Source organism: Myroides oncorhynchi (assembly GCF_020905415.1).
In the GTDB taxonomy this organism is placed as follows: Bacteria; Bacteroidota; Bacteroidia; order Flavobacteriales; family Flavobacteriaceae; genus Flavobacterium; species Flavobacterium oncorhynchi_A.
This window is the reverse complement of record NZ_JAJJMP010000001.1, coordinates 125204-138358: the sequence shown is the minus strand read 5'-3', so window position 1 is coordinate 138358 and position 13155 is coordinate 125204. Positions and strand designations below refer to the sequence as shown.

General features: G+C 31.6%; 13 protein-coding genes. 5 read left to right on the top strand and 8 right to left on the bottom strand.

Annotation, left to right across the window (positions count from 1 at the left end; all coding sequences use genetic code 11):
• Window positions 1–234: 234 nt before the first annotated feature.
• The 4 genes from LNQ81_RS00485 (at window position 235) to LNQ81_RS00470 (ending at window position 4055) form a co-directional block, all read left to right on the top strand.
• Window positions 235–813 carry a pentapeptide repeat-containing protein gene (locus LNQ81_RS00485; RefSeq protein WP_182628772.1) on the top strand — a complete coding sequence of 193 codons (579 nt, stop codon included), beginning with the start codon at window positions 235–237 and terminating at the stop codon, window positions 811–813.
• A gap of 186 nt (window positions 814–999) precedes the next feature.
• Window positions 1000–1947, top strand: coding sequence for an aminoglycoside phosphotransferase family protein (locus LNQ81_RS00480; RefSeq protein ID WP_182628773.1), 948 nt, complete (start codon window positions 1000–1002; stop codon window positions 1945–1947).
• A gap of 305 nt (window positions 1948–2252) precedes the next feature.
• Window positions 2253–3023: a lincosamide nucleotidyltransferase Lnu(I) gene (gene lnu(I), locus LNQ81_RS00475; protein ID WP_008992950.1), complete on the top strand. Its 771-nt coding sequence runs from the start codon at window positions 2253–2255 to the stop codon at window positions 3021–3023.
• A 168-nt stretch (window positions 3024–3191) separates the two neighbouring features.
• The gene (locus LNQ81_RS00470) at window positions 3192–4055 is read left to right on the top strand and encodes an AadS family aminoglycoside 6-adenylyltransferase (protein WP_010257826.1); all 864 of its coding nucleotides are present in this window, start codon (window positions 3192–3194) and stop codon (window positions 4053–4055) included.
• Between the two features lie 250 nt (window positions 4056–4305).
• Here the strand turns inward: LNQ81_RS00470 and LNQ81_RS00465 are convergent, their stop codons facing one another.
• From LNQ81_RS00465 to LNQ81_RS00430, 8 genes are all read right to left on the bottom strand, one after another.
• Complete coding sequence (locus tag LNQ81_RS00465) at window positions 4306–4794, bottom strand: hypothetical protein (protein ID WP_006260877.1); 489 nt, start codon at window positions 4792–4794, stop codon at window positions 4306–4308.
• A 3-nt stretch (window positions 4795–4797) separates the two neighbouring features.
• Window positions 4798–5712, bottom strand: coding sequence for a relaxase/mobilization nuclease domain-containing protein (locus LNQ81_RS00460; protein ID WP_006260876.1), 915 nt, complete (start codon window positions 5710–5712; stop codon window positions 4798–4800).
• A gap of 2 nt (window positions 5713–5714) precedes the next feature.
• Window positions 5715–6014, bottom strand: coding sequence for a plasmid mobilization protein (locus tag LNQ81_RS00455; RefSeq protein WP_229944212.1), 300 nt, complete (start codon window positions 6012–6014; stop codon window positions 5715–5717).
• A gap of 95 nt (window positions 6015–6109) precedes the next feature.
• Window positions 6110–7063 carry a toprim domain-containing protein gene (locus tag LNQ81_RS00450; protein WP_036496816.1) on the bottom strand — a complete coding sequence of 318 codons (954 nt, stop codon included), beginning with the start codon at window positions 7061–7063 and terminating at the stop codon, window positions 6110–6112.
• A gap of 218 nt (window positions 7064–7281) precedes the next feature.
• Window positions 7282–8517 (bottom strand): primase-helicase family protein, encoded by a 1236-nt coding sequence (locus tag LNQ81_RS00445; RefSeq protein WP_058699651.1) that lies wholly within the window; start codon window positions 8515–8517, stop codon window positions 7282–7284.
• Between the two features lie 96 nt (window positions 8518–8613).
• A complete protein-coding gene (locus LNQ81_RS00440) occupies window positions 8614–8913 on the bottom strand; it encodes a DUF3853 family protein (protein WP_006260872.1) in 300 nt (99 codons plus the stop codon).
• A gap of 214 nt (window positions 8914–9127) precedes the next feature.
• On the bottom strand, window positions 9128–10030 hold the full coding sequence (locus LNQ81_RS00435) for a hypothetical protein (RefSeq protein WP_058699650.1): 903 nt from the start codon (window positions 10028–10030) through the stop codon (window positions 9128–9130).
• Window positions 10027–11298, bottom strand: a complete 1272-nt coding sequence (locus LNQ81_RS00430) for a site-specific integrase (RefSeq protein ID WP_229944211.1) — start codon at window positions 11296–11298, stop codon at window positions 10027–10029. The genes LNQ81_RS00435 and LNQ81_RS00430 overlap by 4 nt, the downstream gene beginning before the upstream one ends.
• 435 nt (window positions 11299–11733) lie before the next feature.
• On the opposite strand from LNQ81_RS00430, the gene LNQ81_RS00425 reads away from it, so the two are divergent.
• Window positions 11734–13053, top strand: coding sequence for a site-specific integrase (locus tag LNQ81_RS00425; RefSeq protein WP_229944210.1), 1320 nt, complete (start codon window positions 11734–11736; stop codon window positions 13051–13053).
• Window positions 13054–13155: the final 102 nt, after the last annotated feature.

Here is a 13155-nt window from a genome sequence, read left to right as displayed (position 1 = left end):
CACATAACATCGCATTGGCAAAATGGCAGGTTAAGTGCTAAATTGAAAGTTTCTGCATTTTATTCCGCCGAATGTGTTCCACATTCGCTTTTTATTTGTAAGTTAGCTCTGTGGAAACACATCGGCTACGTTCTCGCTAAATTGAACTTTTTGTCCAATTTATCCGCCACTTCGCCAATGCGTTTCCCGTTGTGCGTCATAGAAAAACTCACTCAAAATTAGAAAAATATAAAAATGACAAATGAAATAATAACTCACGAGAACAAAGAATTTAAAAATGTTGATTATTCTGGAAAAACATTAAGAAATAGAGAATTTTTTAAATGTAAGTTTATATCGTGCATTTTCGTAAAAAGTGACTTGAGAGGAAATAGTTTTGAAGAATGCACTTTTCAGGACTGTAACTTTTCAATGACAGAAATAGAAGGAACGGGTTTTAGAAACGCAAGCTTTATAGGAAGCAAAATTCTTGGAATTGATTTTACAAGATGCAACAATTTTGCATTTTCTTTCAGATTTGAGAATTGTATTATGGATTATTGTACATTTTTTGGGACAAAGTTAAAGAATACGCACTTTGTAAAATGTTCTCTTAAAGAAGCAGATTTTACTGAATCGGATTTATCTTCAGCAGTTTTTAATGACACAGACCTTACAGGAACGAGGTTTTTAAATACTATACTTGAAAAGGCGGACTTTAGAAATGCAAAAAACTTCGCTATTGACCCTGAATTTAACAAACTTAAAAAAGCAAAATTTTCTGCATTTCAACTAGAAGGATTGCTATATAAATATCAATTGATTATTTCTTGAACAAAAAAAAATAATTACGAACGCACAACACCGTATATAAGCTATGGCTCGTTCTGTGCCTATTTGGAAAATCCTGCGGTTTGCCAAAGTTAGTTTATATTTGGAGAGGTTCGTGCCGAGACACGCCACAGCTCATATACATAACGTTACCGGCAAGCCGAAAACAAAAACTGCACAAAATAAAAGATGATTGAAACATTGATAAAAATATTGCAAGAAAAATATCTTGTCAAAACAAACATAATTTCTAAACAGCAAGGTGGTTGGGCGTCTTTGGCTTACAAAATAGAAGACAAAAACGGACATTTTTACTTTTTGAAAGTTTATGAGAAAAGTAGAAAATCAACATCTTATTTAACGAAACACATAGATATTTATCTTCCAATTGCGGACTGGCTTGATGACCAAACTTCACTTAAAGGAAAAATAATTCGATTGATTAAAACGCAATCTGAAAATTTTAAGTGTGAGGATGAAAATTATGTGTGCATTTTGTTTGATTACATTGATGGAGAAACGGTTGGAGAACAAAATTTAACAGAAGAACAAGTAATACAATTAGCCGAAACTGTTGCTCAATTACATAATTTAGAAGATTTTCCTTTTGACATCAAGCAGATTTCTGAAACATTCCATCTTCCGTTCATTTCCACATTAAGTGAATGGATAGAGAAAAACTTTGACCACTTAAAAGTTGACATCAAAGAGGTATTGAAACCTAATATTTCAACTATCAAAAGTCAAATCAACGAATGGAACAACTTGTCTAAAGTATTAAAAGAACAGCATTTGAAATTCTGTTTATGCCATACAGACATTCATCATTGGAATATTATTACAAATAAACAGCACTTATATCTTTTAGATTGGGAAGGAATAAAATTTGCACCACCCGAAGCTGATATTTTTAGCATTTATCAACAACCTTATTTCAATTCGTTCATGAAAAAATATTGTGAACTCAATCCCGATTATCAAATAAACGATACTGTTTTACGGTATTATCAAATAAGCCGAAAACTTCAGGATATTTTTGAATTCATAGAACAATTACAATTTGACGAACTTAATCAAGAAGAATACAAAATCAATTTAAACTACCTGAAAAAAGAAGTTGATACGATAACAGGCTAAAATAGCAATATACAAACCTAAAAACACAGCCAGCAGGTAACAAGGGTTTTGCAAGAGAGCGGGTTAAGTGCTTCGTATGAAACTTTTTGCTAAATTTGTAGTTCGGTTCTTCGATTGAGCGTTTGTGCATAAAATCCGCTCCCTCGCAAAGCCCCGAACCGTTGGCGGTAATTTGAAGAAACAATTAACAACGAAAAACATTCAAGAAAATGAAGCTATAAGTAACTGTAAGATAGAATAAGAATTGAAATATCCTTTAATACGCAAAGTAGAAAGGGCGATTGTTAATATTAAAAAATTAGAAAATGACACAGTTACAAATGATTGACAAAACAAAGTCAATAGCTCAAAATGATAAAAATATTTCTGCCGTATTTATGTACGGGTCATTTACCAAAAATGAAGGGGACAAATATTCAGATATTGAATTCTACATCTTCTTGAAGGATAAAGAAAATTTTTCCGCTGAAAATTGGGTAAGCCAAATTCATCCTTTGGCATTATATTTTACCAACGAGTATGGAAGTGAAGTTGCCATTTTTGAAAATATGATAAGGGGGGAGTTTCATTTTTTGACAAACGACCAAATGGAAGTTATCAAATCGTGGGACGGTTTGGTAGAGTTTAGCGACTTTGACAAGATGATTTTAGTAGATAAAGAAGATTTATTGACTAACACGCTCAAAGAAATAAAAACTAAAGTACCTGATCGAACAACAAATGAAAATATCCTGTGGTTGAGCCAATCATTGTTGAATGTTTTACTTACAACAAGCAACTTAATTAAACGACAGGAATTTGCTCACGCTTACCAAAGCTTATCAAATGTTCAAAAATATTTACTTTGGTTAATAAGAATTGAAACATACCAAACCAAACATTGGGAAAGTCCAACAAAAAGCTTGGAAAAAGACATAGACCCAGATTGGTATTCGTTATTTCAGGAGACAACATCAGAATTAGATCCGACAGATATTAAAACAGCTTTCAAGAAGACATTAACATTGACTGAAAAACTTTTTGATAATCTTGGAGTTGAAGCAAAATTAAAGGGGGTATTAAGGAGAATTGAATAAAAAAAACTACCGCCAACATTGTATAAGCGTAATGCGGGCTGAACTGCTAAATTTGAGCATTTTTGCTCCTAAGAAACTTTGTGGTGGGCGGACAGTGAATTGCTCCGAAATCCCGCACTACGCTTATACTTGACCGTTGTACGACATAGTAAAACCGAACCAAACAAAATGAAAGTCAGAGAAGAAAAGTTAAGAACAATTATAGAATGGTCGGAGAAAAACGAAGATGTAAGAGTTCTTCTTCTGACAAGTTCACTTGTAAATCCTTTAGCACTTGTTGACGAATTTAGTGATTTAGACATTGAATTTGTTTTTGAGGATAATACAAATTACATTTCAGACAAAAGCTGGACGCTTAAATTCGGAAATCCAATTGCTATGATTGAAGAAGACGAAAGTTGTTTTAACCATAAACACGCAATGAAAATGCTACTTTATGAAGACGGTGTGAAAGTAGATTTTAAACTTTACAGCAAATCAAAATTTATAAAGGAAACGCAAGAGAAAGAATTACCAGAAGATTGGGATATTGGTTATAAAATTTTAATTGATAAAGATGGTATTACAAAGCAAATGCTGAAACCAACTTATCAAATTTCCATTATCAAAAAACCGTCTGAAAAAGAGTTTCAAAATCTAATAAACGATTTTTGGTGGGACACAACTTACGTGGCAAAGTGTCTTGTGAGAGATGAAATATTCTATGCGAAATTTATGTCGGAAACCGTTATTCGCACAGAATATTTAATTCCTTTAATTGAATGGCACATTGCAAGTGAACACAATTGGAACATAACGACCAATAAATATGGACGACTTTTCAAAAAGTATCTTAACCAGGAAATGTGGGCTAAAACAGAACAAACATTTTCAGGGAGCAATATAAAGGAAAATTGGACTGCTCTATTTTCAATGACTGATTTAGTTTCAGAAATAGGAACTGAATTGTCAAAAAAATTAGAGTACAAATACCCGGATAAATTAGAAAATGACATACGAAAATATTTAGCTGGACTAAAACCCAAAACATAACTACGTCGTACAACATCGTATTGGCAATAGGCGGGCTGAACGGCTTCGTATCAACGGAAGTGCAAAATTCAATTTCTGTTCTTCGATTAAAGTTCAGTGCTAAAAATCCCGCCCATCGCCAATACGCGGCACGTCGTTAGTAAATCTTTTAAAATATTGTGAACCTATTCCAACAAAGTTATTCCATAAAATTTTGAGCCTTCAAAGCTCTAAAAATTTTACGGAAATAACTTTGATAAACACTTTTCAATTATTGCTTTTGACTCCACTCTTTGAAAGATTTAGCTGTCCTTGGATTTTTGTTAAAAAACTGATTTACATTTTCTAATTGATTTATTAATTGCCCCTTTTCTTTTTCTAAACGCTCATACTCCGATTTCTCAATAGTATTCTTAACAGCTAAATACATTGAAAAACCTGTTGTTAAAAGTAAAAAGATGTTCAATACAATCAAGTAGAATAACCTCTTTGAGCTAACAGCCTTGTGAACCTTCAAAAGCTCCTCATTATTTTTTGTTATCTCTCGATGAAATTGATCGAAGTCATTCTGTAAGCGTTGTCTTTGTTCTTTTTCTATCTGTCGAAGTTCAGCAACATTTACTGTTACTTTGATGTTACTTAATTCTTTGATGGTATCTAAATGAGTTTTTTTACTTTGTTTTATCGTGTGTTCTAATTGTATGACTTGCTGAAGTAATAGTTCTGTCATATCAGTGAGTTTAGGTTGGTTCTTTGCCATTGTTTATCTTTTTAGTGCTCTTCGTTTACGTTTTTTTTGTTCATCATCTTCATCGTTACCACTAAGTTGAAAAGCAGATAACAAACTAAATAAAACAGACACATCTGTTTTCCAATTCTGCATTTGTGGTTCGATTGCTTCTTGCTTAGTTAATAGTTTTTCTACTTCATTCTTTGACTCTGTGCTTGCTGTATTTTTAAATAAATCATTCAACTTCATATTTCGGTCAACTTCACTTGCTTTTAGGTTTGTATTAGTTGGTAAATGAATAAAGCGATATCCTTGAATATTCCCCTGTTTATTAATAGTTGGTTTAACCTCAATATCTTTTTCAAGCATTAATCGAATGTATTGTTGTAAATCTTTTGGTTCCTGTCTTAAAACTTCCCTATGAGCTGTTTTGATAGTGTTTTTAGCTATTAAGTTTGTGTTGTTAGCTCTTTGTTTCTTATTCTCGTTTTCTTGTCTTATAGACGTCCAACCGTATTTAAGTGCTATTTCGTGAGCAACTCTTTGAGCTTCAAAACCAATGTAATTATCTTTTAGAGCTTTGCCATTTTCATCTATGCGATTGGCGATGATATGAATATGTTTATGCTCTTTTTCTGTATGAACAAAAGCAATGAATTGAGCTTTGGTAGGATCGATTTGTAAACCAAGTAAAAACTCAACGGCTAATGCTCGTAAATCTCTATCGCTCATCTTTTGACTATCTACAATAGTTGGAGATATAACAGCCGATATTGTGTTGTTTTTACATCTGCTGTTTTGATTTTGTAGTATCTGCATCGTTTGAAACATATCTTTCGGAGTATCCCCCGAAAGATTGTTTCTTAATAGCTCATATCCCTTTTTATCATCAATTACGTAATTGAATAATGCTGTGCCACCAACACAAGATTTTGCTTTAGCTATCATAATTACAGTAGTTTTTGTAAGTGAGTCCGAATTAGATTAGCTGTTTCAATAGTGTGTTCTTTAACTCCTGTTGTATCACCAAGCTTAAAAAGGTTGCTTATTCGCCTAAAATTATCAGCGTATTTGTTCAGTAATTTATAAACTTCAATTTCTTCAGGAGTTAATTTATACGCTAAAGAATATTCAAGTGCGGTGTTTCGGATGTATTCTGAAACGCTACAACCCACTTTTTCTGCTTTGTTTTTTATGATTAGAGCTTCTGTAAGGGTAACTCTAAATTCTATCTTCTTTGTTTTTTTCATCGTCTTACCCATTTTGCGACCTTCGGGAGAAAAACGAGTGGTCTTTGGCTGTCAAATCTCCAATTTGTAAGGACAAAGACACATCTCGATAATTCTCACGTCAAATCATTGCGGTTAATAGTTAGTAAATAATCATTCAAATCTTTGTGATTCTCGTACAGTTTTCGTCCATCAACAACGTTTGTATAGGTCTGAGCTACTTTTTGAAAGGCACTTTCTCCAGCTTTATCATTGTCGAAACAACAAATAATACTTTCATACTTTAATTCTTTGTACAAAGTATTATTGATACTTTTATCCATTTGTACATTGATACATTTATACAATTCCCCATTTGTACATTTGTACAAATAATTATTTGGTGTTTTAATTATTGTATTATTCAACATTGATACGGAATTAAGAATCAAATAATCATATTGCTTTTCTGCATTTGGATAAAGGGTTAAAAAGCTGATGTAATCACTCCAAGATTCAAACAAGACAATATGTTTACTTTTGTTATCAAAGTAGGTTACTGCCTTTTTTCCAAGACACATTTTTATATACACGTTTCTTAGTTCGAAACCATTTATGGTGGTATTGGGAAAACCAACAGCGTAATATGATTTGTTGTTTAGAGTATAGTGTACTTCCTTACAATAAGTTTGAGCCATTTTAAGGCTAAGATTACGCTCAGTGATATATTGTATCAAGTTTGGATGTGTTAATGGCTTAATCGCTTGAATTGTATATGTTGGTTCTTGAATAATGTTAGAACTCACAATAATTGGCTGATGAAAAGAAAAAGAATCGTTTTTGAGCAATTCTAAAGCTGATTTAATATCGCAATTATTGTACTTCATCACAAAATCAAGTGTTGTTCCACCAAAACCAGCAGAATGGTCATAAAACACGTTTTTATCAATATTCACTTTAAATGATGCTGTTTTTTCAGTTCTAAATGGACTGAGATACCACCAATCAACTCTCATTATTTTGGTTGGGGTATGACCTAACTTTTTAAGTAAGTCTGTTAGGCTAATTTGTTTAGCTGATTCACAATTCATACGTTTTGAAATAGTCGGGTTAAAAATCTGTTTTTTTTGATGCAATGATGCAGAAAGGTGTTAATCAATTGTATTTCAATAAAATACTCTGCATCACTCTTGCATCACTGCATCAAACTCATTTTGTTTCTTGCATCACTCTTGCATCAAACTTGACGTGTTTTTAGTTTGATGCAAACTTTGATGCAGTATAACTTGTTAGTAAACAATGGTTTAATCTATTCTTGCATCATTGCATCAAATATTTTATAGAATAAATCTTTTTTAATGATGTAGTAACGTCCTCTACGTTCTATTTTAACAAATTCTCCATGAGATAAAAGCTCTATTCCTTGATAAGATTTTGTGTTGTTTTGTGGTTCAAAATCCCATTTCTTTAAAATCTTTCTTATTTCACTAGCAGATATAATTAGTTTTGGGTTTGTCTTGCGTAATAACAAGAGTAAATCATTGGGAGCTACGCAAATTTCATCCTCGTCAACCTTTTCGAAGCACAGGTTTAAAAGTTCTAAAACTGAAATCTCTATTTTGTTTTTACTAATTAGCTTTAAAAGAGAAGCTGTAAGTATCTGTTTAGGTGTAAACCACATTCGGGTTTGTTGCGTGGTGTAATAAGGTCGTAGAAGTAAGTATTTGATAAAATAAGGAACTTCACTTGTTAGCTTCTTGATAAAGTGAACGTCTTCTGATTCAATAGGTTTAATCTTTCGAATCCAAAAACGTATTTCTTCTTCGTCTATTTGAATGAAATCATCCTCATTGTTAGAGCAAAGAATAAACTTGGCGAAAAACTCTATTTCCTGTCTGTCTTTTCCCTTTGCTTCAACTTTGTCTTTGTCAGTAGTAGAAAGGTACTTTAAACGCTCTGTAATCTCTTTCTTATCAAAGAATACTTCATCTATGGCAACTAATAGCATACTTGCCCAATCAGCGTTAAATTGAGAACCAAAAGAATCTCCTTTAATATAAGTCATATTAAGTCCAAAGATATTTTTAAGCCATTTGATAAAAGAGCTTTTTCCTGTTGCACGTTCTTTACTAACAAGACACAATATTGGTAAGGTTTGCGTTGGCTTCTCATACAATAGCTTTAGATAGTCTAAACCATATTCGTATTGTTCACTTCCAAATATGTGTTTTATAAAGTGTAGTGAGTTTGGAATCAATTGTTCTAATTCTTTTAAGTTAAAATCTTCTTCTATTGGTTTCATATTTAATTCATTATAGGTATTAAAAAAGTTTTCTACGATTGGTTGATAGTTAAGATGGTCTGGAATACAGCAAAAGCCATCTAATTTTAAGACGTTTTCTAAGTAGGACTTTCCGTGATCTGATACAATCGTTTCACGAGTCCAACGCACCATTACTTTAACTTTATCGCCAGATATCAAAGGTTTTTCGATGATTTTAAAGTAAGCAGTTCCTACTCGGATATAGGGTATATCTAAGCTCATATTTACTTGTGTTTTAATAATCCTTATCTTTACACGATAAGAATTCAGTTATACTTTAATTGGATATTAAGGGACGATTTGCGGAAGTTGTCCCTTTTATTTTTTAGCGAATAGTTCTAATGCCAAGTCAGCATCGACTATAATTTTTCTACCTCTTTGGATAATCGCTTTTTTAATATGACCTTCTTTCTTGATTTTATTAGCAGTGGTAATACTGCACCCAAGTAGGTCTGCTATACCACGTATTCCGTAAACATAACGCTTTGTAGATTGTTGCGTTTCTTGCGAAGTATTGAGTTCTTTAAAATCCTTTATAGATACTGTTTGTAATAACTGTAATAGTTCTTCTCCTGTCATTTGCCAAACTGGCTTTTCTTTTAATTCGCTTATATACATAGTTTTAGTTTTTAAATTATACGATTTTGTGATGTTCGAACAATTCAAAACTATCTGTAAATTTCTGTGGAAATGTGTGGAATTTGATAAAAAAACAAAATGCATATAATTAATAATGAATTAGTTATATGCGTTTGGTTATTTATTTTTGAGGAAATCAAAAATAAAAGACTTTAAAAACTCTTTAATGAACTTAAAAGGATTAAAACAATAATTAAATTTCTTCTGAAGGTTTATAAAAGCGTTTCGAAATTGTCAATGCAGACTTTAGTTTTAATTTCAACACAATGAAGTCAATCACTTTATCTCTAACATCTTTTTCTATATCCTTCATCATTTCATATAGTGGTGGTTGAGCAAATTTTGTTATGTATTTAAACGTTGAATCAAATCGAGCTTTAGGCTCTCTTAAATTAAATATTAAATAAAAATCTTCAAATGCTAAATCATCTTCCTTAAAACATTTTAATTCTAAAGCAGAGTTATAAAGTTTAAGTACATCTTTGATCTCAAATAAATCAGATTCTAAACGAAGTCTATCTTCAGGGTAATACACATAAATATCTTCTTTAACTATTAAAAGGTAATCTCGTATTTTGTGATAATAGTTTTGAATTAGATGCACATTATCCTGTGTATAGGTATCTCTTTCTGCTAAAACCCTATAAAGTTCTTTCTCCCAATACTTTTTATCTTCATCAAATTCACATTGTGATACCCAGATAGGTTTTTCTTTTTCCTTTATTTCTTTTAAATCCTGTCGCGCAATTAAGATTTTGTTCTCAAACATTTTAGGAAGTAGTACTTTATCATATAAATGAATAAAATCAAAATGAGTTATTAACTCGTCTTTATCATCAATAAGCTTATTAATAACTTCAATCTGCTTTAGTATATTCAGAAATACTTTTTTAGATAAACTCTCTGCTTGTCCTGTTATTAAAAGAGCATCAATATCAAGTTTTGTTAAATCGCTAAATGCTTTAGCATAACTCTCCTGTCGAATACATTGATATGTGTTCTGTTGTAAGGAATCAGTATCTAATAAATTTGATAGTTCTTTTAGTATTTTTAAATACTCATTTAAGTGTTTCAAAAGAGGATTATCTAAACTCATATCATATCAAATTTAGTCATTGCATTCGCTTTAATTGTATCAGCTACATCAATATAAGGTTTCATTGATTTGTAGTCTGAATGTCCTGTCCATTTCATTACAACCTGTACAGGTATCCCCAATGATAAGGCGGTACAGATAAATGTTCTTCGTCCTACGTGCGTGCTTAAATGTTCGTATTTAGGTTTTACTTCATCTACTCTTTCATTGCCTACATAATACGTTTCTCGGATTGGTTCGTCAATCTCTGCTAACTCTCCAAGTTCTTTTATGTAGTCATTCATCTTTTGGTTAGAAATAACAGGTAGAGCCTTTCCTTTTTCAAAAGGTACATCTTTGTATTTCTCTAATATTGCTCTACTGTGTTTGTTTAATTCAACTCTCAGCATATCATTTGTCTTTTTGGTAACAAACTCAATCGCATCATTTTTAATGTCGTGTCTTGTTAGGCTAAAAGCATCTGAATAGCGAAGTCCTGTGTAACAACAGAAAAGCAATACATCACGTACTCGTTCTAAGTATGATTTTGTACCTAAATCTGTTGATTTAATCTGTTCGATTTCCTCTTGGGTTAAGAAGATTATCTTTTTAGAGGTTTCTTTTAACTTTGGTTTAAACTCTTCAAAATTATAAGTAATTGTATAATTGTTGTTTTTACACCACTTCAAAAACCACTTTACAAAACTAATTTGCTTTTCAATGGTACTGTTACGCATCTGTTTTTCAATGCGTAGAAATGAAACGTAGTCTAATAAAGTCTTTTCGTTAATATCAGTAAACTGAAAATTGCTTTTGAAAGAAAAAAGATGTGAACGAACAGTATTAAACTTGGTGTAAGTAGCAGTTGTCCAATCATTGCGTTTACCACTACTTTTTACAAACTCATCAAAAGCAGTAAAGAGATTCTTTTCTATTGCTGATATGGTTTGTTTATCTGAGTAACGTTTTATTTCATCTTTTAAGAGTTCAAATGAAGGTACTTCGTTTTTCAATTCATACTCTTTAAAGATTCTATCTATTGTAGTAGATAGCTCCTGTATTGCTGTATTGATTTCGGAAGAACTTTGTTTTAGCTTATTGGTACACCCATTACGTACCTTTTCTTTTGCTTCATCCCATTTAGAAGCATCAATGCGGTAGCCTGTAAAGAGTTCTACACGACCACCATTATATACCACTCTTGCACGAATTGGAACGTTCTCTGTGATTAATACACCATCCTTTTTTCTCTTTTCAATAGCAATAGTTATCTTTCTTTTTATAGTCATAGTTATTTGTAATAGCACCCAAATATACACCCAATTTTAATACTATCATATACTATTTTATGGTATTCAACCGACTTAATAAAAACATAACTATCAATAAATCAAAATAATAGTATTTTATGATACTCTATTTATGTGTAGGTTATATTCCCTCTTTCTCCGCAAAATTATAAATAGTAACTTTTCAAAAGTTAGTAAAAAAGCACAAAACCTATGATTCACAATGAGTTATAGGTTTTTTCTTTTTTAGGGGTATCACATTATTTTTAAAAGTGCACCCAAAAAAGTTACAGATTCGGTGCACAAAAAAAATTCCTAGTGATGCGCACCTTTGAACTTAACGAACCCTTACGCCAAAAGGCGCCAGAGAGTTTTAAACTGTGATTTTGGAACGTTTTAATTCGACATTTATTAATATTTAAAAACAGTTGAATTATGTTAGAAAAACAGTTATCAATTAATTTCTTTCTCAAACCAAGTAGGAAGAAAAGTGATTTAAGAGGTGTTTACCTTCGAATCACAGTAGATGGTATTCGCAAAGAGACTTCACTTAGTCATAGATGGGATATCAAAAGATGGAACCAAAAAGCAGGTCGTGCTAATGGCACTAAAGAAGACGCTAAAACCTTAAACTACCTATTAGATACAATTGTATCTAAAATTACTAAGTACAAATTAGAGCTCTTAAGTAATGAACTACCTATTACTGCTTCAATTCTTATGGATCATATACAAGGTAAAGGGACTAGTAGGATTAAAGTTTTAGAAGAATTCCAAAAGCACAATGATGAAGTTTTTAAACTTGTACCTAAAGAATATGCTATTGGAACTCATGAAAGATACGTAACAGCTAGATCGCATGTTGGAGAATATATCCGTTATGTATATGGTAAAGAAGACATAGAGTTTAGAGAACTTAACTATGAGTTTGTAATTGGTTATGAACACTATTTAAAGACTGTTAGAGCGTGTTCTAACAATACGGCTATAAAGTATATCTCAAACTTCAAAAAGATTGTTTTACGAGCAGTTGCTAAGGGAATAATATCTTCTAATCCTTTTGTACAATACAAACCTAAAAAGACAAAGCTCAATAAGAAACCTTTAAGTAAACAAGAACTATCTATTTTAGAAAATAAAGAGTTTCAAAATGATAGAGTAAGTACTGTAAGAGATGTATTTGTATTTCAGTGTTATACTGGCCTTGCTTATATCGATGTATATCAGTTAAAGAAAAGTGATATTACAAAAGATGAAGAGGGCAATCTGTGGATAAGAACTAACAGACAAAAGACAGATGCGAATATTACTATCCCTCTACTTCCAAAAGCAATAGAGATAATGGAAAAGTATAAAAATCATCCTGACTGTATTGGTAAAGATATCGTTCTTCCCGTTCGCTCTAATCAAAAGATGAATGAGTACTTAAAAGAGATTGCCTCACTATGTGAGATAAGTGAGTTAAACACCCATAAAGCAAGAAGAACTTTTGGAAGTACCGTTACTCTTGGTAATGGTGTACCTATTCACGTAGTAAAAGAAATGTTAGGACATCACTCTGTTAAACAAACAGAGGAATACGCTTTAACTGAAGAAGAAGCTATTAAAAGTGAAATGCAGATTTTAAAAGGTAAACTTGAAGGGAAATCAAATAAGCAAACGAATAATTATACTGACTTACTTGAGAGTTTAAAAAATCTAAATCCTGATAAATTAACTCAACTAACTAATTTTATTAATCAGTTAAATGGATAATAGGAACTCCCTTAAATTCTCTACACTTTCTAACAATTCAATTGTAGTTTTGCAAACAAGAAATTTAAGGGAGTCAATTTCCAACCTTTTTAATGAGTAAAA